The 22,543-nt window shown below is 64.9% G+C and carries 24 protein-coding genes; 10 read left to right on the forward strand and 14 right to left on the reverse strand.

The features are described from left to right. Positions 1-98 precede the first annotated feature (98 nt). A complete protein-coding gene (locus tag QA645_RS35605; RefSeq protein WP_283045891.1) occupies positions 99-1,040 on the reverse strand; it encodes an SMP-30/gluconolactonase/LRE family protein in 942 nt (313 codons plus the stop codon). Then, positions 997-3,072, reverse strand: coding sequence for a PQQ-dependent sugar dehydrogenase (locus tag QA645_RS35610; RefSeq protein WP_283045892.1), 2,076 nt, complete (start codon positions 3,070-3,072; stop codon positions 997-999). Before QA645_RS35610 ends, QA645_RS35605 begins: the two co-directional genes overlap by 44 nt. Positions 3,073-3,278: 206 nt before the next feature. Here QA645_RS35610 and QA645_RS35615 point away from each other — a divergent pair, with 206 nt between their 5' ends. Then, a complete protein-coding gene (locus QA645_RS35615; protein WP_254129043.1) occupies positions 3,279-3,512 on the forward strand; it encodes a hypothetical protein in 234 nt (77 codons plus the stop codon). A 9-nt stretch (positions 3,513-3,521) separates the two neighbouring features. Further along, entirely contained in the window at positions 3,522-3,698 is a 177-nt protein-coding gene (locus QA645_RS35620) for a hypothetical protein (RefSeq protein WP_283045893.1), read from the forward strand. 170 nt (positions 3,699-3,868) lie between these two features. Here QA645_RS35620 and QA645_RS35625 read toward each other — a convergent pair whose 3' ends face one another. After that, complete coding sequence (locus QA645_RS35625; protein ID WP_283045894.1) at positions 3,869-4,642, reverse strand: enoyl-CoA hydratase-related protein; 774 nt, start codon at positions 4,640-4,642, stop codon at positions 3,869-3,871. Positions 4,643-4,784: 142 nt separating this feature from the next. Between QA645_RS35625 and QA645_RS35630 the strand changes: the two genes are divergently transcribed. Continuing rightward, entirely contained in the window at positions 4,785-6,374 is a 1,590-nt protein-coding gene (locus QA645_RS35630; RefSeq protein ID WP_283045895.1) for a gamma-glutamyltransferase, read from the forward strand. A 195-nt stretch (positions 6,375-6,569) separates the two neighbouring features. After that, positions 6,570-6,791, forward strand: a complete 222-nt coding sequence (locus QA645_RS35635) for a sulfur globule protein precursor (RefSeq protein WP_283045896.1) — start codon at positions 6,570-6,572, stop codon at positions 6,789-6,791. A 54-nt stretch (positions 6,792-6,845) separates the two neighbouring features. Here QA645_RS35635 and QA645_RS35640 read toward each other — a convergent pair whose 3' ends face one another. The 4 genes from QA645_RS35640 to QA645_RS35655 are packed head-to-tail and all read right to left on the reverse strand — an operon-like array spanning position 6,846 to position 10,307. Continuing rightward, positions 6,846-8,129, reverse strand: coding sequence for an FAD-binding oxidoreductase (locus QA645_RS35640; protein WP_283045897.1), 1,284 nt, complete (start codon positions 8,127-8,129; stop codon positions 6,846-6,848). Positions 8,130-8,142: 13 nt separating this feature from the next. Continuing rightward, the gene (locus QA645_RS35645; RefSeq protein WP_254129037.1) at positions 8,143-8,874 is read right to left on the reverse strand and encodes an amino acid ABC transporter ATP-binding protein; all 732 of its coding nucleotides are present in this window, start codon (positions 8,872-8,874) and stop codon (positions 8,143-8,145) included. Further along, complete coding sequence (locus QA645_RS35650; RefSeq protein WP_254129036.1) at positions 8,871-9,524, reverse strand: amino acid ABC transporter permease; 654 nt, start codon at positions 9,522-9,524, stop codon at positions 8,871-8,873. The genes QA645_RS35645 and QA645_RS35650 overlap by 4 nt, the downstream gene beginning before the upstream one ends. Positions 9,525-9,548: 24 nt before the next feature. Then, positions 9,549-10,307 carry an ABC transporter substrate-binding protein gene (locus tag QA645_RS35655; RefSeq protein WP_254129035.1) on the reverse strand — a complete coding sequence of 253 codons (759 nt, stop codon included), beginning with the start codon at positions 10,305-10,307 and terminating at the stop codon, positions 9,549-9,551. A 179-nt stretch (positions 10,308-10,486) separates the two neighbouring features. Here QA645_RS35655 and QA645_RS35660 point away from each other — a divergent pair, with 179 nt between their 5' ends. Further along, positions 10,487-11,128: an XRE family transcriptional regulator gene (locus QA645_RS35660; RefSeq protein WP_283045898.1), complete on the forward strand. Its 642-nt coding sequence runs from the start codon at positions 10,487-10,489 to the stop codon at positions 11,126-11,128. Between the two features lie 170 nt (positions 11,129-11,298). Here QA645_RS35660 and QA645_RS35665 read toward each other — a convergent pair whose 3' ends face one another. Together QA645_RS35665 and QA645_RS35670 are read right to left on the reverse strand one after the other, a co-directional pair. After that, positions 11,299-12,564: a D-amino acid dehydrogenase gene (locus tag QA645_RS35665; RefSeq protein ID WP_283045899.1), complete on the reverse strand. Its 1,266-nt coding sequence runs from the start codon at positions 12,562-12,564 to the stop codon at positions 11,299-11,301. 70 nt (positions 12,565-12,634) lie between these two features. Continuing rightward, positions 12,635-13,963, reverse strand: coding sequence for an aspartate aminotransferase family protein (locus QA645_RS35670; protein WP_283045900.1), 1,329 nt, complete (start codon positions 13,961-13,963; stop codon positions 12,635-12,637). Between the two features lie 148 nt (positions 13,964-14,111). Here QA645_RS35670 and QA645_RS35675 point away from each other — a divergent pair, with 148 nt between their 5' ends. Both QA645_RS35675 and QA645_RS35680 read left to right on the forward strand, forming a co-directional pair. After that, complete coding sequence (locus QA645_RS35675) at positions 14,112-14,660, forward strand: cupin domain-containing protein (RefSeq protein WP_254129031.1); 549 nt, start codon at positions 14,112-14,114, stop codon at positions 14,658-14,660. 146 nt (positions 14,661-14,806) lie between these two features. Beyond that, entirely contained in the window at positions 14,807-14,959 is a 153-nt protein-coding gene (locus tag QA645_RS35680; RefSeq protein ID WP_254129030.1) for a hypothetical protein, read from the forward strand. Between the two features lie 46 nt (positions 14,960-15,005). Here QA645_RS35680 and QA645_RS35685 read toward each other — a convergent pair whose 3' ends face one another. The 3 genes from QA645_RS35685 to QA645_RS35695 are packed head-to-tail and all read right to left on the reverse strand — an operon-like array spanning position 15,006 to position 18,806. Continuing rightward, entirely contained in the window at positions 15,006-17,267 is a 2,262-nt protein-coding gene (locus tag QA645_RS35685) for a xanthine dehydrogenase family protein molybdopterin-binding subunit (RefSeq protein ID WP_283045901.1), read from the reverse strand. Continuing rightward, positions 17,260-18,312, reverse strand: a complete 1,053-nt coding sequence (locus tag QA645_RS35690; protein WP_283045902.1) for a xanthine dehydrogenase family protein subunit M — start codon at positions 18,310-18,312, stop codon at positions 17,260-17,262. The genes QA645_RS35685 and QA645_RS35690 overlap by 8 nt, the downstream gene beginning before the upstream one ends. Next, positions 18,309-18,806 carry a 2Fe-2S iron-sulfur cluster-binding protein gene (locus QA645_RS35695; protein WP_254129027.1) on the reverse strand — a complete coding sequence of 166 codons (498 nt, stop codon included), beginning with the start codon at positions 18,804-18,806 and terminating at the stop codon, positions 18,309-18,311. Before QA645_RS35695 ends, QA645_RS35690 begins: the two co-directional genes overlap by 4 nt. Before the next feature lie 252 nt (positions 18,807-19,058). Between QA645_RS35695 and QA645_RS35700 the strand changes: the two genes are divergently transcribed. Next, positions 19,059-19,697 carry a TetR/AcrR family transcriptional regulator gene (locus tag QA645_RS35700; RefSeq protein ID WP_283053481.1) on the forward strand — a complete coding sequence of 213 codons (639 nt, stop codon included), beginning with the start codon at positions 19,059-19,061 and terminating at the stop codon, positions 19,695-19,697. A gap of 65 nt (positions 19,698-19,762) precedes the next feature. Continuing rightward, positions 19,763-20,170: a DUF4864 domain-containing protein gene (locus QA645_RS35705; protein WP_254129026.1), complete on the forward strand. Its 408-nt coding sequence runs from the start codon at positions 19,763-19,765 to the stop codon at positions 20,168-20,170. On the opposite strand, the gene lspA is transcribed toward QA645_RS35705, so the two are convergent. Continuing rightward, entirely contained in the window at positions 20,167-20,667 is a 501-nt protein-coding gene (gene lspA / locus QA645_RS35710; protein WP_283045903.1) for a signal peptidase II, read from the reverse strand. The two genes, QA645_RS35705 and lspA, sit on opposite strands and share 4 nt — an antisense overlap. Next, positions 20,657-21,922: an MFS transporter gene (locus tag QA645_RS35715; protein ID WP_283045904.1), complete on the reverse strand. Its 1,266-nt coding sequence runs from the start codon at positions 21,920-21,922 to the stop codon at positions 20,657-20,659. Before QA645_RS35715 ends, lspA begins: the two co-directional genes overlap by 11 nt. 148 nt (positions 21,923-22,070) lie before the next feature. Here QA645_RS35715 and QA645_RS35720 point away from each other — a divergent pair, with 148 nt between their 5' ends. Further along, positions 22,071-22,517, forward strand: coding sequence for a hypothetical protein (locus QA645_RS35720; RefSeq protein ID WP_283045905.1), 447 nt, complete (start codon positions 22,071-22,073; stop codon positions 22,515-22,517). The last annotated feature ends 26 nt before the right edge of the window (positions 22,518-22,543 follow it).

Genomic DNA, 22,543 nt, shown 5'->3' on the forward strand with positions numbered 1-22,543 from the left:
TCGATAATGCCACAGATGTCTTGATGCCTGCGGCGGTCGGATGCAAGCAAGAAGAATGCCGACCTCTCTGCGCCGGAAGCAGACCGCCCGTGAGGCGCTCAGCAGCGTCCGCGCTGAAGGCAGTGCTCGCGACCCTCGTGGTCGGCGCGGAAGGATTCGATAAAGCCGCCCTGGCGTTGGGTGACGAAGATTGTCTTGCCGTCGCTACCGCCGAAGGCGAGATTGGTCGGCTCTTTGCCCTTCAGCGCGATCTCGCGCTCGACCGCGCCATTGGGCTTCATCAGCGCGATCGTCCCCTTGAGAATGCGCGCGACGTAGAGGCGGCCGGCGACATCGGTGCGCAGGCCATCGATGGTGTCGGGCTGGAATGCCTTGACGGGCTTTGCGTCGGTGAGCTCATTGCCGCGGATCGCGTATGACCAGATCTGGCCATTGTTGGACTCGCCGACATAGAGCGTGCTGCCGTCGGGGCTGAGATCGATGCCGTTGGTGGTGCCCATCGCGCGCGGAGCCGACATGACCTGTCCCTGCACCGTGCCATCGGCGGCTTTCGCAATGCGCCAGACGTGGCCTTCCCGGCCCTTCCAGTTCGGATCGCTCGCATAGATCGTGCCGTCGCGGGCGATGGTGATGTCGTTGGGCTGGTTCATCTCGTCGGAGTGAAACCAGACGACGGGCTCGGAGCTACCCTTGGAGATCGCGAAGATGTTGTGCTTCTTGTAGTCGGCGATGAACATCGTGCCGTTGCGATCGAAGCGGATGGCGTTGCCGACGCTGCCCTCGGGAAGCGTCGTGAAGGCCTCCGAAGCCGTACCACCTGCGGGCAATCGGCCGATGGTGCCGGGCTTGCCGAAATTGACGACGAAGAGGTTGCCATCGAGATCGGCGGCAGGCCCTTCGATGCCGAACGTGTATTCGCTGGCCGGCGTCACCTGCACGCTTTCGAACAGCTTCGTCTCGGCTGCGACGAGCGGCGTGGCGACGGCGAGCAGGATGCTACTGCACAGGCACCAGAAATTCCTGCCGGATGTAATAGCCATCGTCGTCGCTGCATTCGCCATTCAAGTAAGGATCGGCCGGCCGGAAGAATCGGCTGAAGCCCGGTTTGTCTACAGCGTTCCTTTGTGTCACGACAACGACCTTGGCGGCCGGTATTTCGCCGCATTCCTTGTTCGTCTTGCTAAAGAATTTGCGCTGCGGCAAGCCCAACTTGACGAGCATCCGCGTTCCCGGAACCATTTTCGCGACGAGCAGATCCGCGGTCGTGAGCAGAGCCGCATAACCGGGCTCAGTCTTCGGCAGGTTCTCGCCGCCCGGCGGCATCAGCTTCTCCGCGCCAATGCCGCGCAGCCGCGTCCGCAGCTTGCCGGACTGCGGATCGCCCGGATAGATCCAGCCATCCTGCGACAGCATGAAACGGAGCACGGTCGCATCCTTGTCGGCATCCGACTGCCCCGCCTTCAGACCGAAATCGGAGTGGCAGCCGACGCAATGCTTTTCGACGAGGTTCTTGCGCAGCGTGGTGAGCCGGATCTTGTTTTGCGCATCCTTGGCGACGAACGCGGCGAGCTGGTCGATCAGAGCCTGGCTGCGCGTGTCGCAGGGCAGCGGCGGCGGTGGTTCGCCCGCAGCGCGGTCTATGCGGATGATCGTCTGATTCTTGTCCTCGACCAGCCAGATCGCACCATCCTCCGCGACCGTCATGCCGACCGGCGCGCCTTGCGGGCGCGCACCATTGACGCGATGCCAGCCGGCGATCAACTCCTCGAACGGCGCCGCAGCCACATCTCCCGCGTCGGTCTGAAAGTTATGGGTCGGATCGGCGGCACAGCTGACATGGTAGCGCACCGGCGCCGGCGCGGGTTTTGGAAAACCATGGTCGTCGACGTCGTAGATCAGCACGCGGCTGCCGGTCGGGCGATAGCCGTGCAGGCCAACCAGCAGCTTGCCTTCCAGCTCCGGAAATTTGGCGCCGTGATAATACAGCATCGCGAGCGGCGCGCCGTGTGGGGGCATGAGCGAGAACGGCTGCTTGTAAAGCGCGTTCGCCGTGCAAAGGGATTTATAGACGCCGGATTGCAGCACGAGCCTGAACTCGGGACTCGGCGTCGAGAGATCAAAACAATAGGGCCAGCCATAATGCCTGCCCTGCTCGATCGCGTTGATCTCCTCGTTCGGCTTGAAGATATCGGGCAGATCGCGGCCGTTCTCGCCTTGCAGGAACGCGTAACCGGCATCGGGAAAGTTCGGGTGCAGCGCCAGCGCCATCGAGTTGCGCAGGCCCCGCGCGTAGATCGTGTGAGCGGGATCGGGATCATTCGGCTTCAACGCCGGGAAGACACCGCCTGAAGGCGGCGTGAACAGCCAGATCGCGGCCATGGCGGAAGCACCTTCTGCTGCCGCGCAAGGCCTCGTGATCGGCGCCGGCGTGATGCAATCGTCGCTGTGGGCGCCGACATTGACGAAGAGCCGCCCGTTGCGATCGAACACGAACTGCTTGAGCGGATGCGCGGACTCGTCGAGCTTCGTCCCATCCGGCAGCGTGATGCGGCGGCCCGGCATGTGACGGATGACGGTCTCGACCGTACCGCGCGGGTTGCCCGCGAGCGGATCGAAGCGGAAGATGGTCTCCGCGGTCGAGGCGTAGAGCTTCTTGTCCGGACCGATCACCAGGCCGAACGGATATTCGACCCCGGTCAGGAGCTCCTTGAACCGCTGGCCGCCGGCGGCGTGGGGATCGAGCAGCAGCAGCCGGCCATCGGTATGGCCCCAGCCGCCCATGTCGGCGACCACGAACAGGTCACGACCTGGCAGCTGGATGATCGACCGCGGAAATTTCAGATGATCCTCTTCGCTGGCGACGAGGCCGGCGCAAAAGCCGGCCTTCATGTCGATCTGGACCCTGGGAAAGGCGAGATCGCCGCTGCCGCAGGTCTCCGGTCCCACCGCGTAGCCGCTTTTCCTCACGGAATCGGACGCAGCCAGCGAGGCAAAGCCGAGCAGGACCGCCGCGAAGGCGAAGACACCCACGCACAAGCTTCGGCGTCCAACCTGAAATGTGAGATGATTCACAGCCGCCTCCCGGATTTCGGTCGAAGGTTGTTCCATGCCCACCAGGCGCCGTCCAGTTGAACATCACCCGCCTGTGATCAAACCCGCAGGGCTCTTCGTGCCGACCAATCTCCGTAGATTCCCTTACCGGGCTCGCCCCGAATATTTCGCGAAGACGTCGGGTGGTATCCATTTGCCGTCCCGTCCGCTCCCCACAGGAGGCGCATATGGTCCAGGTCTATTTTCACTGCTCGAACACCGACGGCACGCTGATCGATCGCAATGGTGCCGCGGTCTCCAGCCTGACCGAAGCGCGCGACCGCGCCGCCCAGATCATGCATTCAATGATTCAGACGCCCGGTGCTGAAGACTGGCGCGACTGGGTGATCCATGTCAGCGGCTCCGACGGCGAGGATCTTTTCGATCTCCCCTTCACCGCCATGCTCGGCAAGCCGCATTGAGGTGATGTCATGCTGTTCGCTTCCTTGACCCTGTTCCGCCAGCCCTTCGCCTTCGTCGCCACCAAATGGCAGAAGCTGATGCGTATCGCCGGCACCCCCTATCGCCCCGAGTTGCACTACATGCGCGGACCTGGACCGAAATGGCACGCCAAGTATCAGGCCAGCCGGTTACACCGCGGGCTCTGAGTCCTGCGGCTTCGCCGCTGATCTCGATCTCTTCGACGTCATGGCCGGGCTTGTCCCGGCCATCTACGTTTTGAGGCCGGCGAGACGTGGATGCCCGGGCTTACGCCTCGCCGAAGCGGCTTCGGCCGCGCAGGCGGGACAAGCCCGGCCATGACGGCGCGGAGACAGAGTCACCTCCCCGTGAACTTCGCCTTGCGCTTCTCGACGAAGGCCTTGCGGCCTTCGACGGCGTCGGCGCTTGTGCGGATCGTGGCTTGAAGCTCGATCTCGCGGCGGAATTGCGCCTCGTAGCTGGTGTGCTCGCTCTCCTCGACCAGGGCGCGGGTCGCGACCAGCGCGCGGGTCGGGCCATCGGCGAGACGGCGCGCCAGCGTCAACGCCTCCTCCATCAGCTTCGCGTCGTCGACGACCTGCCGCACCAGGCCGATCTCCTGGGCACGCTCGGCCGTGAGCGGCTCGTTCAAGAGCATCAGCTCGAGCGCGCGCTGGCGGCCGATCAGCCTAGGCAGCAGCCAGGTCGAGCCGAGATCAGGCACCAGCGCGATACGGCTGAAGACTTGAATAAAACTAGCTGAGCGCGCCGCAACAATCATGTCGCCGGCCATCGCCAGACTGAAGCCGCCGCCGGCTGCGACACCGTTGACGGCAACGACGACAGGCACGCGGCATTCGCGCAGCGCCTTGAAGGCGGGCCAGTAGAAGCGCATCACGCCGGCTGCGAGGTCATCGCCCAGCGCTCCGGCCGCCTTCAAATTCTGTCCTGAGCAAAAACCACGCCCAGTGCCGGTGAGGACCAGCGTACGGACCTCCTCATCCCCACTCATCTCGACGACGGCGGCGGCAAGCGCGCCGAGCAGGTCCGGCGTCATTGCGTTCAGGCTTGCCGGCTCGTCGAGCGTCAAGATCCCGACGGCCCCATCCCGCGCCTGTTTCACACCTGCCATGCCGCGTCTCCCTTTCGATGTTCTCGTTGCCGGCAATGTGCCATTCTTCGCGCGCTCCGCCAATTGCGGAGCTTCGACGTCGGCGCAACGAAGCCAAGACACTGAATCCAGAAGACAACCGAAGACAGAGTTCACCGACATCATGCCTCATCAGTTCAGCCTCAACCAAACCGTCCGCAAGCCCGCCGTCTCCTCCAAGGGCGGCATCGTCGCCTCGCAGTCGCGGCGGGCGGCCGAGGTGGGCGCGCAGGTGCTGGCAGCGGGCGGCGATTGCGTCGACGCGATCGTGGCGACCACCTTTGCGCTGAACGTTCTGGAGCCCTGGAACAGCGGCATCGGTGGCGGCGGCGCGATGGTGCTCTACCGCGCCAAGGAAAATCGCACTGAGGTGATCGACTACGGCATGTGTGCGCCGCAGAGCCTGCGTACCGCCGACTATCCACTCAGCGGGGAAGGCGCTGCCTCCGATCTGTTTCCCTGGCCGCGGGTGAAGGACGACCGCAACATCCACGGCCCCGGTTCGATCGCCGTGCCCGGCGTCGTCGCCGGCATGGAGGAGGCTCATCGCCGCTACGCCAAGATGCCGTGGAAGGATCTTGTCGCGCCGGCTGCCGCGCTTGCCAGCGAAGGCCTGCTGGTCGATTGGTGGACCGCGCTGACGATCACCGCGTCGGCCGCCGATCTCCGGCGCTATCCGGCGAGTGCAGCAGCATTCCTGAAGGACGGCCTGCCCCCGAGCCCACCATGGGGCATCAAGTCCCAGATCCGGCTTCCGCAGGACACGCTCAAGGCGACGCTGTCGCATCTCGCCGACGCCGGACCCCGCGATTTCTACCAGGGCGATCTCGCCAAGAGCATCGCATCCGACATCAGGGCGGACGGCGGTTCGCTGTCGGTGGAGGATCTCGCCGCGTTCCGCGCGCACCTGCGCGAGCCGTTGGCAATCCCCTATCGCGACGGCAAGGTGTATGCGACGCCAGAGCTCACGGCCGGCCCGACGATGGCCCATGCGTTGCGATTGTTGCAGCAAGGCCTGAAGCCGGCGAGCGCGCCGGATTCAGCCGCCTATACCGAATATGCGCTTGCTCTTCAGGCGGCGTTCCGCGAACGGCTCAAGGACATGGGCGATGCCGCCGGCAAGCGCTCGCTCGGCGCCGAATATCTCGCGCCCGCCTGCACAACGCATTTCTCCGTGGTCGACCGCCACGGCAATATCGCGGCAGTGACGCAGACGCTACTCTCGTCCTTTGGCTCGAAATACGTGACGCCGCACACCGGCATCGCCATGAACAACGGCATCATGTGGTTCGATCCGACCCCCGGCACGACGAACTCGCTCGCACCCGGCAAGCGCTGCCTCTGTAACTACACGCCCGTCATTGCCGAAACCAAGGACGGCAAGCGCCTCGCAGTCGGCGCCTCCGGCGGCCGCCGCATCCTGCCGTCGGTGATGCAACTCGTCTCCTTTGCGATGGACTTTGGCATGGATCTCGATGCCGCCATTCACCAGCCACGCATCGACGCCAGCGAAGGCGCGATCGTGATCGGCGACGCCCGGCTGCCGGCGGACGTACGCAAGACGCTGGCTGCGCGCTTCAACTACGAGGAAACGCAGGTGCAGACTCTGCCGCAGAAATTCGCCTGCCCAAGCGTGGTGATGCGCGCCGACGATGTCAATTCCGGCGCGGTCGACATCTTCCAGCCCTGGGCCGACGCGGTGGCGGAGGACTGAGCCGCCATCAGCCAACGATGCGAGTTGGCGACGGCGACGCAACGACAGACGCGCGACGGCGCTAGCATGCGTTGAGTTAACGTATGCCCGTGCATCTCAGCGAGCGTCACGACTACTCCACATTCTCCGGGAACTTAGCCGCGCGCGGTCAGTTTGTTGAACGGGCAAGTGCGCTCATCCCGATGGAGGACCTTTATGAAGAAATTTGCGCTGGCGGCATCGCTGATCGTCGCAGCCGGCCTCACACTTACCAGTCCCGCACTGGCCCGGGGCGGACATGGGCACGGACACGGTGGCCATGGTCACGGAATGGGCCATCATCATCACGGCACGCCGCCCGGATGGTCGCATGGCCGCAAGGTCGGCTGGCGCGGTCACGGGTGCCCGCCCGGCCTGTGGAAGCAGGGTCGCTGCTGACATTCAATCTGTAGATCATGCAAGGCGTCGCTCTCTCATCGAGCGGCGCCCTCTTCATATGCCGAGCCGGTCGCGCACGCGGCCGGTGATCACCGCGGTCGTCACGCCGACCGGCCAGAACGCATGCATCGCGATCGGCTTGATGCCGGTAACGGGCATGTCGATCTCGGCCTTGGTACCACCGATCAGACGGCGCGCGAGCTGCGCACCCATCGCGGTTGAGAGCGCCACGCCGCGACCGTTGCAGCCGAGCGAGATCAGGATGTCCTCCGCGGGCTCATGCACATGCGGATAATGATCCTTGGTGATCGCGAGCCGGCTGTTCCAGCCATGGGTCCAGGCCACGCCCTTGAGCTGCGGCCACAACCGCTCGGCGTAGCGGATGAGATAGGCGACGTCGTTCGGCGAGTTGATCCAGCGCATCGGCCCGCGGCCGCCCATCAGCAGACGGTTGTTCTGATCGATGCGGTAATAGACCGTGATGTGGCCGCTCTCGTAGAGGACGGGCCGCGTCGGCATGATAGCGCGCGCGACGTCGTCCGAGAGCGGCGCGGTGGCGGCGATCGATGAAAACACCGGCACGATGGTGCGACGGAGCGCCGGCCAGAGATCGTCCGTAAAGCCGTTGGTTGCAAGCAACACCTTGTCGGCATGGACCACCGCGCGCGGCGTCTCGATGCGCCAGCTTCTGCCGTCGCGCCGGAGCGACAGCGCCGGCGTCTCGCCGTAGACTTTGGCCCCCGCCGAGATCGCGGCCCGCGCGAGGCCGCGGGCATAGCTGAGCGGATGCAGGTCGCCACCGCGGCTATCCAGCATAGCGCCGATGTAGCGATCCGTTCCGGTCATTTCGCGCAGCTGCTCGCGGTTCAGATACGACACCGGCATGCCGCGGCGGATGCATTGCTGCGCGGTCTTTTCGATCGCGGCGGCGCTGGCCTCGTTATAGGCCGCGCGCAGCGTGCCGTTCTGCCGCGCCTCGCACGGGATCTGGTAACGGCGGATCAGATCATGCGTGAAGTTCGTCGTGCCGTAGGAGAACTCGATCATGCGGCGGCCGAGCTCAGCGCCGAAATCGGCCTCGATCTGATCGGGATCGTGCTTCAGGCCGGGATTGGTGTGGCCGCCATTGTTGCCCGACGCGCCCCAGCCCGGCTCCTGCGCCTCCAGCACCAGCGCCTCGACGCCTTGTTCCGCCAGATGCAGCGCCGTGGAAAGCCCCGTATAGCCGCCCCCGACGATCGCGACGGAGACGGTCTTGTCCGCATCGAGCGGCGGCGTGGCCACCGGCGCAACGGCGGTGTCGGCATAGAGCGAGGGTGGCAGAGGCAGGCGCGTCATTGCAAGAGTCCGGTCAGAGCGGATGCAGCACGCGGCGCAAAAAATCCTGCGTGCGCGGATGCTGGGGTTGGTTGAGCAACGCCTTGGCAGGCCCCTGCTCGACGATGACGCCGCCATCGATGAACAGCACGCGGTCGGCAACGTCGCGGGCAAAGCCCATCTCATGGGTGACGACGACCATGGTCATGCCCTCATCGGCGAGCTTGCGCATCACGCCGAGCACGTCGCCGACGAGTTCCGGATCGAGTGCCGAGGTCGGCTCGTCGAACAGGATCGCCTTGGGCTGCATGGCGAGCGCACGGGCAATCGCGACGCGCTGCTGCTGACCGCCGGAGAGCTGCGGTGGGTGCACGTCGGCCTTCTCGGCAAGTCCGACGCGCGCGAGCAGCGCGCGGCCGCGCTCGAACGACTGGGCCCGCGGCTCCTTCTTCACGAACAACGGCCCTTCGATGACGTTTTCGAGCGCCGTGCGATGCGGGAACAGATTGAAGCGCTGAAACACCATCGAAACTTGCGTGCGGATGTTCACGATCGAGGGCGCATCGCGGTCGACTTTCAGACCTTCAATGCTGATCTCGCCGCGATCATAGCTTTCGAGCCCGTTGATGCAGCGCAGGATGGTCGACTTGCCGGAGCCCGACGGGCCAATGATGCAGACCACCTCGCCCTTCTGCACCGAAGCCGTGATGCCCTTGAGCACTTCGACCTTGCCAAAGCTCTTGTGGACGTCGTTCAGCTCGATCATCGCTTGCCCGCCCGCTTCTCGAAGTGCCGGACCAGCAGGATCAGCGGAATGCTCATGGTGAGATACATCAGCGCAACAAGCGTGAACACGTTGGTGTTCTTGAAGGTCGAGGACGCAATCAGCTTGCCCTGAAGCGCAAGCTCGGCGACCGTGATGGTGGACGCCTGCGAGGAGTCCTTCAGCATCATGATCATGACGTTGCCGTAGGGCGGCAGCACGATGCGCACCGCTTGCGGCAGCACCACGCGGCGCATGGTGAGCCACCAGCCCATGCCGATCGACTGCGCCGCCTCGATCTGGCCCTTGTCGATGGCCTCGATGCCAGCGCGGAAGTTTTCGGCCTGATAGGCTGAATAGGCGATGCCGAGCCCGAGGATCGCGGCCTGCAACGCCGACAACGTGACGCCGAGATCGGGCATCACGAAGTAGAGGTAGAACAGCAGCACGATGATCGGAATGCCGCGGATCACGTTGATCAGGCTGGCGCTGAGCATCGACAGTGCCTTGATGCCGGAGACCCGCATCATCGCCCAGATCAGGCCGAGCACCGTCGAGAGCAGCAACGAGCCGATCGTGACGACGATCGTCAGTGCGACGCCGCTCATCAGGATCGGGAAGAACTCGACGGCGTCGTGCCAGAAGCCTTTCATCGGGAAGCCTGCGATCAGCCTCTATCAGCCCTGTGCCTTCAGGCCCCATTTGTCGAGGATCTTGTCGATGGTGCCGTTGGCCTTGAGCTTCGCCAGCGAGGCGTTGATCTTGCCGAGCAGCGCGGCCTCGCCCTTGCGCACGCCGATGCCGACGGAGCCGACAGTGACGGGCTTGTAGCCGTCGACAAGCCGCACCTCGGGGAAGCCGCCCTGTTTGATGTTGTAGGCGAGGATCGGATAGTCGGCGTAGCCGGCCTTGAGGCGGCCGGTGTTCACGTCGCGCAGGATATCGGGGATGGTGTCGTAGGCCTTGACGTCGGCGAACAGTCCGGTCTTCTTCAGCGCATCGACGAAGGCAGTGCCTACTTGCGCGCCGACCGTCTCGCCCTTCAGATCGTCCTGCGTGGCATAAGCCTTGGTGTCGGTCTTCGGCACCACCAAGCCTTCGCCATAGGTATAGATCGGGTCGGAGAAATCGACGACCTCCTTGCGCGGCGCCGTGATGAACATCGCAGCAGCGATGATGTCGATCTTGCTCGAGGTCAGCGACGGGATCAGTGCCGAGAACTGCATCGGCTCGATCTGCACGTTGAAGCCGGCATCCTTGCCGATTTCGGTGACGAGATCGACCATGATGCCCTGAATGCTGTTGGTCTTGGTGTCGAGGAAGGTGAAGGGGATGCCGGTCGGCGTCGAGCCGACCTTCAGCACCTGCTGCGCCGATGCCGGCGTCACCGCTGCAATCGCGAGTGCCGCGACCGCGGCCAGACCAAAACGCTTCATCGCATCCCCCTTTAGGTCCGGCCGGTGGCGGCGCTCGCATGTCGTGATCGCAGACGTTGCGGACCGAGCCGTTTCGGCCTATTTTCACCAATATGAAAATTTGGTCACACTTTCGCGGATGACGCAAGCGGTTTTCATGCACATGAAGGAAGCGGTTTGACGTGAGCGGTGGCAAAAGAATGCGCAAACCGGCCGCCGCAAAGCCGGCCAGGAAGGTCAAGAAGGCTATCGCGAAGCCGGCGGAGCCGGCAATGGACGTCGCGGTCGGCCGCCGCATCAGGGATCTCCGACGCGTCAGGCAATTCTCGCTCGAAACGGTCGCGGCGCGCACGGACCTGTCGATCGGCTTCCTCAGCCAGATCGAGCGCGGCCTTTCGTCGCCTTCCCTGCGTGTGCTGGCCACGCTCGCCGACGTGCTCGGCGTCGGCATCGCCGCACTGTTCGGCGCCAGCCCGAGCGCCGACGGCGCGTCCGATCAGGTCGTTACGCGCGGATTGCAGCGTCCCGAGCTGAAACTGTGGCGCACCGGCGTGTCCAAACAATTGCTGAGCCCTGCAAATGCCGACAACAAGCTGAACCTGTTCCTGGTGCATCTGGAGCCTGGCGGCTCGACCGGCGACGAGCTGTACACCCATGACGGCGAAGAGGCCGGCCTCGTGCTCGAAGGCGAGATGATGTTGACGGTAGACAGCGAGACCTGGTCGCTGAAGACCGGCGACAGCTTTCGGTTTGCAAGCCGCAGGCCGCACCGGTTTTCCAATCCGGCGCAGGATGCGAAGGCCGTGGTGCTTTGGGTGAATTGCGTGACGGGGGCGGGGTAGCTTCTTTTCACGCAGCGAGCGCAACCCCAAACCCCGTCATCCTGAGGTGCGAGCAAAGCGAGCCTCGAAGGATGCACGGCCCCGATAGAGCTGGGCCGTCGCCCTTCGAGGGCCGCTGAAGGAGCGGCCACCTCAGGGTGACGGTGATGGATAGATTCGCAGGAGGACGCTTAGCCAAACCTGTGCGCGTACCGATCCACCGTCAGCGCACTCACATCCACATCCGGCTTCTTGCCCGACAGCATGTCCGCGAGCACGCGCCCCGAACCGCAGGACATGGTCCAGCCGAGCGTGCCGTGGCCGGTGTTGAGGTGGAGGTTGGAATATTGCGTCGGGCCGATCACGGGCGGGCCGTCCGGTGTCATCGGGCGCAGGCCGCTCCAGAACGTCGCCTTGGAGAGATCGCCGCCGCGCGGGAACAGATCGGTCAGCGAGTGATCGAGCGTGGCACGGCGGGCTTCGTAGAGCTTGGTCGAGAAGCCCGAGATCTCGGCGGTGCCGCCGACACGGATGCGATTACCGAGGCGCGTGATCGCGACCTTGTAGCTCTCGTCCATCACGGTCGATTCCGGCGCGCCGGATGCGTCCTTGATCGGCACCGTGATCGAATATCCCTTCACCGGGTAGACCGGCAGCGAGATGCCGAGCGGCGCGGCCATCCGCGACGAATAGCTTCCGAGCGCGAGGACGTAAGCGTCCGCCTGTAACGTCCCGGCGCTGGTCGCGACGCCGCTGACGCGGCCGCCATCCGTGACGATGCGATCGATGCCGGTATTGAACATGAAGCGCACGCCCAGCGCCTGGGCATGCTTGGCAAGCGCCTGCGTGAACAGGTGGCAGTCGCCGGTCTCGTCCTGCGGCAACCGAAGCCCGCCGACGAATTTTTCCTTCACGCCCGCAAGCGCCGGCTCGACCGCGATGCAGCCCTCGCGGCTCAGCGTCTCATAAGGCACGCCGTACTGCTTGAGCACCGCGACGTCTTCGCCGGTGCCGTCGAGCTGCGCCTGATAGCGGAACAGCTGGAGCGTCCCCTGCGAGCGCTCGTCATACTGAATGCCGATGTCACGGCGCAGGTCGCGCAGAGAGTCGCGGCTGTATTCCGCGATCGGGATCATCCGGCTCTTGTTGACCGCATAGCGCGCGCTGGTGCAGTTGCGCAGCATCTTGAGCAGCCAGACCCACATCACGGGGTCGAGCTTCGGCCGGATCACCAGCGGGCCGTGTTTCATCAGCAGCCATTTGACCGCCTTCACCGGCACGCCGGGGCCGGCCCATGGCGAGGAGTAGCCGGGCGACACTTCGCCGGCATTGGCAAAAGATGTCTCCAGCGCCGGTTCGGGCTGACGATCGACGACCGTCACTTCGTGGCCGGCACGGGCGAGGTAGTAGGCAGAGGTGACACCGATGACACCGCTGCCGAGGATCAGAACTTTCACGCTTGGTCAAACTCCCGCGGCATTACGCGCGCCGCTGCAAGATAGAACCCTGCAACGGCGAGAGCAATTATCAGGCCACCTTCTTGATGGCGTCACCGAGGATCGAGACCATCTGGTCGATGTGGCTCTTCTCGACGATGAGCGGAGGCGACATCGCAAAGCTGTCGCCGCTCATGCGCAGATAGAGGCCGGTGTTGAAGCAGTCGACCATGACGTCGTAGCCGCGCGCGCCGACGACGCCGTCACGCGGCGCGAGCTCGACCGCGCCCATCAGGCCGCAATTGCGGATGTCGACGACGTTCGGCAGACCCTTGAGCGAATGCAGCGCATCGCGCCAGTATTCGGCCATCGTCGCACCTCGCGTGAGCAGCCCCTCATCCTTGTAGATGTCGAGCGTCGCGATACCCGCGGCGCAGGCGGTCGGATGCGCGGAATAAGTGTAGCCGTGGAACAGCTCCATCGCATTCTCCGGCCCGACCATCATGCCATCATGAACCTTGCGGCTCGCAAACACGGCGCCGCAGGGAATGGTGCCGTTGGTGATGCCCTTGGCCGTCGTCATCAGGTCCGGCGTGACGCCGAAGAAATTGGCGGCGAACGGCGTGCCGAGACGGCCGAAACCGGTGATGACCTCGTCGAAGATCAGGAGGATGCCGTGCTTGTCGCAGATCGCGCGCAGGCGCTGCAGATAGCCCTTCGGCGGCGGCAGCACCGCGGTCGAGCCCGGCACCGGCTCGACGATGACGGCGGCGATGGTCTCGGCACCATGCAAGGCCACCAGACGCTCGAGATCGTCGGCGAGCTCGGCGCCGTGTTCGGGCTGGTCCTTGGCGAAGGCGTTGCGGGAGAGATCGTGGGTATGGCGGATGTGATCGACGCCCGGCAGCAGCGTGGCGAAGGCGCGACGGTTGGCGACCATGCCGCCGACCGAGGTGCCGCCGAAGCCGACGCCGTGATAGCCGCGCTCGCGGCCGATCAGGCGGGTGCGGCTCGACTGGCCGTTGGCGCGATGATAGGCGAGCGCGATCTTCAGCGCGGTGTCGACCGATTCAGAGCCGGAGTTGGTGAAGAAGATGCGATCGAGGCCCTTGGGCGCGATCTCGGCAAGGCGCTCGGCGAAATCGAAGGCCAGCGGATGGCCCATCTGGAAGGTCGGTGCGAAGTCCAGCGTCATCAGCTGCCGCTCGACGGCGGCGGCGATCTGCTTGCGGCCGTGGCCGGCATTGACGCACCAGAGGCCGGCGGAGCCATCGATCACCTTGCGGCCGTCGACGGTGGTGTAGTGCATGCCCTCGGCCGAGGAGAACAGCCGCGGCGCCTTCTTGAACTGACGGTTGGCCGTGAACGGCATCCAGAACGAGTCGGTCTTGATAGTGTTCGGAATCTGATGAAGGGTCACGGGCCACGCTCCTTTGCTGACGGGATAGCAGAGGCACGGCTTCCAAAGCGCAACAAGTCCTTTTCTGACGATCTGCAAGCCATTGATTTCACTGGGCCTGCCGGTCCATATTTGCGCGATCCGCAACACCTGCAACAGGGATTTGGGCATGAGCGTCGACATCGGTGGACGGCTGCGATTCATCCGGGCGCGCCAGAAGCTGTCGCAGCGCGAGCTCGCCAAGCGCGCCGGCGTCACCAATTCGACGATTTCGCTGATCGAATCCAACCAGATGAACCCGTCGGTGGGCGCGCTCAAGCGCATCCTCGACGGGATCCCGATGGGGCTTGCCGAGTTCTTCGCCCTGGAGCCAGAGACGCGGCGCAAGATCTTTTATCGCTCGGAGGAGCTGACCGAGGTCGGCAAGAAGCCGATCTCCTATCGCCAGATCGGCGACAATCTGTTCGGCCGCAGCCTGCAGATCCTGAAAGAGCGCTACGAGCCCGGCAGCGACACCGGGCGCGTGCATCTCGTTCATGACGGCGAGGAAGGCGGCATCGTGATTTCGGGAAAGCTCGAAGTCACCGTCGAGGACGAGCGCCGCATTCTCAATCCGGGCGATGCCTATTATTTCGAGAGCCGCCGTCCGCATCGCTTTCGCTGCGTCGGCGGCAAGGCCTGCGAAGTGATCTCGGCTTGCACGCCGCCGACGTTTTAGAGCGCACCAGCGTTATCCGGGATCCTACGGAGTGCCCCGGTGTCTTACGGAGCTTGATGCATCTCAATTTCCGCGCGTCCGTCCTCTATACGTTGCGAGCCGTAGCCGAGAGACATTCCGGCGCCGCTTCATAACCAGGCTCGCAGATGAAGATCACGCTCGCCAATGCAGAGGCCGCGCTCGACGAAGTGCAGCGCGACGCCGACAAGCTCCACTCGGAGGAGCTGCGCAGGGCCATTGCCGACTACATCGAGACGCAGCGCGAAGCGCTTAGGGCACTCCGCAAGAAGCTGCATTAGCGATACGCGGCGGAACGAGATGATCTCGTCCCGCCTTTTGCTTGCTTCAGCCCTGCACCAGCAGTTCCTCGATCCTGATCGGAAAGCGGCGCACCCGCACGCCGGTCGCGTGCCAGACGGCATTGGCGACCGCGCCGGCGCTGCCGGTGATGCCGATCTCGCCGACGCCCTTGATGCCGAGCGCATTGACGTGCGGATCGTGCTCCTCGACCGTAATCACGTCGAGCGGCGGCACGTCGGCATTCACCGGAATGTGGTACTCGCCGAGATTGGCATTCATGATCCGGCCACTGCGGCGGTCGGTGATGGCCTCTTCGTGCAGCGCAAAGGACATGCCCCAGATCATGCCGCCGAACAGCTGGCTCTTCACCAGATGCGGGTTGACGATGCGTCCCGCGGCGAAGGCGCCGACCATGCGGGTGACGCGGATCTGGCCGAGTTCGGGATCGACCTTCACCTCGGCGAACACCGCACCATGGGCATGCATCGCATACTCTTCCATCGCTGCCGGATTCGGCGCACCGGTGCCGCGGGCCTCGATTTCGGCGACGCCTGCCCGCGCGAGGATCTCGGTGTAGCCCTCGCCGCGGCTCTCGTCGTCGCGCCGGATCAACCGGCCATCGCGCGCGATCACCCCGGCATTGCCGGCGCCGAACAGCGGCGAGCGCTCGTCATTGGTGGCGAGGTCGGCGAGCTTGGCGATGACGGCCGCGCCCGCGCTGTGGATCGCCGCGCCCGCGGTCGCCGTGTGCGCCGAGCCGCCGGCGATGCCGGCGTCCGGCAGGTCGGACGTGCCAGCCTTGAACGTGACGCGATCGATATCGAGCCCGACGGCGTCGGCCGCGATCTGGGCAAGTGCCGTCCAGGCGCCCTGCCCCATATCGTGCGCCCCGATCTCCATCGCGCCCGTGCCGTCACGGCGGATCGCCGCGCGCGCTTCGGCCTGGAACATCAGCGCGGGGAATGTCGCGGTGCCCATCCCCCAGCCGACCAGCAGTCCGGCATCATCGCGCATCTGTCGCGGCTGGAGCGAGCGCTTCGCCCAGCCGAAACGCGCCGCGCCCTGATCGTAACAGGCACGCAGCGCTTTCGAGGAAAACGGTTTGCCGGTGATCGGCTCGACCTCGGCATAGTTCTTCAGGCGGAAGGCGAGCGGATCCATATCGCAGGCCCAGGCCATCTCGTCGATCGCGCTTTCCAGTGCAATCGATCCCGTGGCCTCGCCCGGCGCACGCATGAACAATGGCGTGCCGGTGTTGACGCGCACGGCGTCATGCGAGGTGCGGATCGCAGGCGCCGCATAGAGCGTATGCGAGGCGTCAGCCGCCGGTTCGTAGAAATCGTCGAACGTGCTCGACACGGTGCGGGCGTGGTGATCGAGCGCGGTGAGCCGTCCCTCGGCGTCGGCACCGATGCGCAGGCGCTGACGCGTCGGCGCGCGATGGCCGACCGGGCCATACATCTGCTCGCGGCGCAGCACGAGCTTGACCGGCTTGCCGACCAGCTTTGCCGCCATGATGCCGAGGACCGGAGGCCCCGCCATCAGCCCCTTCGAGCCGAAGCCGCCGCCGAGGAACGGGCTGCGGATGTGGATCTTGTCATGGGGAATGCCGAATAGCTCGGCAACACGCGCCAGGGACAACATCAATCCCTGGGTCGGCATGTCGATCTGAACACTGTCGCCGTTCCAGTGAGCCACGATCGCGTGCGGCTCCATCGCGTTGTGATATTGCGCGGGCGTCTCGTAAATCGAGTCGATCTGCTTATCCGCTGATGCAAGCCCTGCCGCGACATCGCCATGGTGATTTTCGGTTGGGTTGCCGACACCAACGACCGGCGGCACGTAGCTTTCACCAGCATCAAGCCCGACGAGCGCGGGCAGCGCTTCATAACGCGGCGCCAGCAGCACCGCGCCCTCGGTCGCCGCCTCGAGCGTCTCGGCGATCACGACGGCGATGGGCTGGTTGGCGTAGCGAACCTCGTTGCTCTGCAGCACCTCCATCCGGAACACGAACGGATTGGTCTTGATCTCCGGATCGATCGCAAGCTGCGGCTTGTGGTCCGCCGTCATGACGTCGACGACGCCGGGATGACGCTTGGCGGCCGCGACATCGAGCGAGGTCACGCGGCCATGCGCGATGCTGGACACGGCCATCACCGCAAACAGCATGCCGGGCGGATGATTGTCGGCCGCGTAAGTCGCCTGTCCCTTGACCTTGAGCACGCCGTCGCGGCGGGTCAGGGGTTGGCCGATGCTCGAGCCGTGACGGAGATGGGCGGGAGCGCTGGTGAGATTGAGCTCAGGCATGAATGGCTCCAGACGAAGCAAAGGGGGATGCCGGCAGCGCGGGGATGCGCGCAGGCGTACCGGCAGCGGCGAGGGTCAGCGCGCGCACGACGATGCGGCGCGCCAGCTCGATCTTGTAGGCGTTGTCGCCGGACGGCTTTGCGTCGGCGAGCGCGCGCCAGGCGGCTTCCTGGAAGGCATCCGCCGTTGGCGCGACGCCCTTGAGGACGTCTTCCGCGGCGCGGGCACGCCAGGGTTTGGCGGCGACGCCGCCAAGCGCAAGCCGGGCTTCCGCGATCTTGCCGTTCTCGATCCGCAGCGCCGCCGCAGCCGAGACGATGGCGAATGCGTAGGACGTGCGCTCGCGCACCTTGAGATAACGCGCATGCGCGGCGAAACCACGCGCTGCGGGCGGCAGGCGCACCGCAACGATGAGATCGCCGGGCTCGAGCACGGACTCGCGCTCAGGCGTATCGCCGGGCAGGCGATGCAATTCGTCGAGTGCGATCTCGCGACGGCCGTTTCTGCCTTCGATCTCGACGATGGCTCCGAGCGCCACAAGCGGTACGCAGAAGTCGGACGGATGCGTGGCGATGCAGCTCTCACTCCAGCCGAGCACGGCGTGCGTCCGGTTCTCGCCGTCGCGGGCGTCGCAGCCGCTGCCGGCCTCGCGCTTGTTGCAGCGGCTCGCTGTGTCGTAGAAATAGGCGCAACGGGTCCGCTGCAGCAGATTGCCGCCCACGGTCGCGGCGTTGCGCAGTTGCGCGGAGGCGCCAGAGAGAAGCGCTTCCGCGACGGCCGGATAGGATTTTGCGAACTCCGCATCATGCGCGAGATCGGCATTGCTGACGAGCGCGCCGATCCGCAACGACCCGTCGGCGAGAGTCTCGATTTGATCGAGACCGTCGAGATGCGTGACGTCGACCAAACGATCGGGTCGGCTGACGTTGCCCTTCATCAGGTCGAGCAGATTGGTGCCAGCAGCGAGATAGGTCGCGCCCGGCTGGGCGGCGGCGGCGACGGCCTCTGCGACCGTGGCGGGCCTGATGTAATCGAACTGTTTCATGCTGAGCGCCTCTGGCTGGATTCGTCGGCACCGGCCTGCGCCTCGAGCACGGCATCAACGATACCGGCGTAAGCACCGCAGCGGCAGAGATTGCCGCTCATGCATTCGCGGATGCGTTCGGGATCGTTGCCGGCCTGGGCTTCCTGCATCAGGCCGATTGCGCTCATGATCTGGCCGGGCGTGCAGAAGCCGCACTGGAATCCGTCATGGGCGATGAAGGCGGCCTGAACCGGATGAAGCTGGTCGCCGCGCGCGACGCCCTCGATGGTGAGGATGTCGGCGCCGTCATGGCTGATGGCGAGTGCGAGGCAGGAATTGATGCGTTTGCCGTCGACGAGAATGGTGCAGGCACCGCACTGGCCGCGGTCGCATCCCTTCTTGGTTCCGGTCAAATGGAGGCGCTCACGCAGGAGATCGAGCAGCGTAACGCGCGGATCGTCGAGGACGAAATCGCGCCGCGTGCCGTTCACGGTGAGGCTGATGGAGTGGTTCATATAAGGCTCCGATCAGATATGGACATGGCTCATCGCTCGGCGCGCCACCGCCGTGGCCGCCGTCGATATCGCGCCGCCCGGACCCGAAGTCCGCACCGGCACCCAGCGAAGATACGGAGGCACCCTCCGCTTAACAAGGGCCGTCGGAAAATATTTGGAATTCGTCAAAAGCCCGTGGGCAGACAACGCGATGCAGCCCTGCATGGTTCAGCAAGGGTTCAATCTAACCAATTCGTGATCTACATTGCCGGCATGGACGACCACACCGACCAGACCCGCAAGCCCCGCGCCGACGCCGTGCGCAATCGCGAGCGCGTGCTCGAAGCGGCCAAGCTCGTGTTCAACGCCGGCGGCCCCGAGGCAAGCCTGGAGGCCGTGGCCAAACGCGCGGGCGTCGGCATCGGCACGCTGTATAGGCATTTCCCCACGCGCGAGGATCTGTTCGAAGCGGTGTACCGGCGCGAGGTCGAACAGCTCAGCGAGCTTGCCGAGCAGTTGAAGAACGCCAAGGACCCGGTCGATGCGCTCAGGCGCTGGCTCGGCTCTACCGTCGAATTCGTCGCCACGAAAAAGGGAATGTCGGCCGCGCTGGCGCTGACGTTCCAGAGCTCGTCTGAACTCGCGGCCTTCTCGATGGACCGTCTGACCAGGGCGGTCGGCTCGCTGCTCGATCGCGCCGTCGCGGCTGGCCAGATGCGCGCCGATATCAGTCCGGAAGACCTGTTCAGGGCCCTGATCGGCATGTGCTACATGCACGACCAGCCCGGCTGGCAATCCTCGGTGCTGCGGATGCTCGACGTGTTCGTCGACGGTCTTCGCGTGCAGCCCGTCGCAAAAGCCAAGGCGCGCGCCACCAAGCGCGCGAAGACGGCGTTGAAACCGAAGCGATAGCGCGTCCGTATTTGCCAAGGCCGTGCTAGGATCAGCATCGCCGAGATGTCAACGCGGAGCCTGCCATGCGCATTGCCGCCTTGCTGGTCGTTCTCAGTCTTGCTTGCAGCTCCTTCTCTGCGCGCGCCGACGATGTCGCGACGGCGCAAGGCGTAATCCGGGCTCAGGAACAAGCTTTTGCGCGAGACGATGCGGCTGCGGCCTATTCCCAGGCCGCGCCGGCGATCAGGGAAATCTTCCCCGCGCCCGACATCTTCATGTCCATGGTGCAGAAGGGCTACGCGCCGGTCTACCGCCACAAGAGCTTCGAGTTCGGCGAGAGCAGGATCGAGGGCAGCTCAATTGCCCAGCGCGTTCACATCATCGATGCCAATGGTGAAGCCTGGGAAGCGCTCTACACGCTCGAGCAGCAGCCGGACGGAAGCTACAAGATCACCGGCTGCTCGCTGCTGAAGGCAGGACAGGCGGTCTAAGCCGCCTCCAGCCATAAGGACACCACGGTCGCGACGGCGCCCAGGGTGATCGCGGTGTCGGCGGCGTTGAAAATAGCGAACGACGAGGCGTGGTAGGAGAGGTGAACGAAGTCGATCACCGAACCGATCCGCGCGCGGTCCAGCATGTTGCCGAGCGCGCCGCCGATGACCAGGGCAAGTCCGGTTGCCAGGATCGGCTGGCCAGATGCCACGCGGCGGAGCCACCAGGCCAATAGTCCGCAGGCCAGAAGCGAGAGGCCAACCAGCGGCCAGCGCTGCACATCGTCGGCAAACCGCAGGAAGCTGAACGAGATGCCTTTGTTGTAGGACAGCACAAGGTCGACGGATGGCAATGCCGTGGACGAGAAGATGATCATCGGACGATCGGGCTCCAGCAAGCCGACGGCAAGCTGCTTCGTACCCTGATCCAGCAGCACGACAACAAGGACCAGCCAGATCCAGCGGACGCCGACATGTGGCGTCGTCCTAAGTCGCAAAACCCGGACCCGTCTTGACCAAATTCATCCGCGCCCGGATCAACAGCATCAGCACGATGCCGACATTGAGGGCATTCCACGCCACGCCGTTGGCGAACGCGGCCGCGTAGGAGCCTGTGGCGTCGAAGATGATGCCGGACACCCAACCCCCGAAGGACATGCCGAACACCGAGGCGAAGATCACGATGCCGACGCGGGTTGCGGCTTCGCTGGCCGGCATCGCCTCACGCACGATGATGGCGTAGCTCGGCACGATGCCACCCTGGAACAGGCCGAACATCGCGGAGATCAGATAGAGCGAGGCGAGGCTGTCGAAGAACAGGTAGAACACCAGCGCAAAGCCCTGCGCCAATGCCCCGATCAGCAGCGTCGGGATGCCGCCGATCCTGTCCGCGAGATAGCCCGAGCCGATCCGGCTGACGATGCCGCAGGCCATCATCAGCGACAGCATTTCCGCGCCGCGCGCCACGCCATAACCGAGATCGCCGCAATAGGCGACGATATGCACCTGCGGCATCGCCATGGCGACGCAGCAGGAAATGCTGGCGATCGAGAGCAGCACCGTCAGCGTGTTGGTCGAGAGCCTGAGATCGACACGGGGCGGCGCCGCATTGGCGTGATTGCGGACCTTGTCATCGCCCATCTGCGCGCGCAGGACCAGAACCAGGATCGACATCAACACCACGCAGACGAGACCGATACCGATATGGGTGTAGCGCCAGCCGATCCTCTCAATGCCCGTGTTGACGAGCGGCGGCCAGATCGTGCCGGCAACGTAATTGCCACTCGCGACAATGGTCACGGCGAGGCCGCGATAGCGCTCGAACCAGTGCGAGGCCTCCGCCATCAGCGGCGCAAAGGTCGCGGACGTTCCGAGCCCGATCAGGAAATAGGCGGCGACGAATTGCCAGAGCTGGGTCGACAGTCCTGCGAGCGTATTAGCCACGCCGAGAAAGGCGATGCTGATCGCCATGGCCGGCACGATGCCGAACTTGTCGGTGATCTTGCCCGCGATCACGCCGCCGAGCCCGAAGCCGAACATCATCAGCGTGAAGGCCAGCGACACCGCGCCGCGCGTGGCGGCGAACTCGGCCTGCACCACCGGAATCACCACGACGACCGCCCACATGCCGACGCCGCCGATCGAGCCCATCACCAGTGCGAGCAACAGCCGCACCCAGGCCTGGCGCGAGTCAGGGGTGAATGAGGCCGATTTCTGTCCGGGATGATTTGGTGCGTGCACGGCGCGGACCATGTTCGCGGATCGCCTCGCGGTCAAGCATCGTGCCGCGATAATGGGCATGCGCGGTGCACTGCGGTAAGAAGGCGCTTGGCGAATTCGCGCTTTGCCATTAGTTTGCAATCTGCGTGTGCAACATTGCCGCGCGGAGCATGCTGTCGGAATGTTGTTGCAATTGACGCGACCGATGCGGATCAGGGTGGGGCGCTTCATCGCGTTGGCCTATCTGTTCTGCGTGCTCGCGCCCGCGGCAAGCCTCGCCTGGGGCAGCGGTCCGGCGCCGTGCCTCGACGACGACGCCCTGCTCGCCGACCTCGTGCCTGTGCATCATCAGATGTCGGCCAGCCACATGCATGGCGACGTGACGCATGACCACGCGGGGATGCATGCGCATCACCAGCGTTCCGCGCAGGACACGCCTGCCCCGCATCATCATGACGGCAAGGGCAAGGTTGGCCCGTGCTGCGCGATGATGTGCGTCAGCGCGCTGCCGGCCGATCTGCCGAGCTTCGCAAAGCCGCTTCAGCCGGTGTCCAGCTGTGCGCCCGAGATCGTGGCCAGCCTGCACAGCGCGGCGCCGCCCCTGCTCTACCGCCCTCCCATCATCTGATCTGATTCCACGAGGTCAGGCCGAGC

Origin of the sequence: Bradyrhizobium sp. CIAT3101 (genome assembly GCF_029714945.1) — a bacterium.
GTDB lineage: Bacteria > Pseudomonadota > Alphaproteobacteria > Rhizobiales > Xanthobacteraceae > Bradyrhizobium.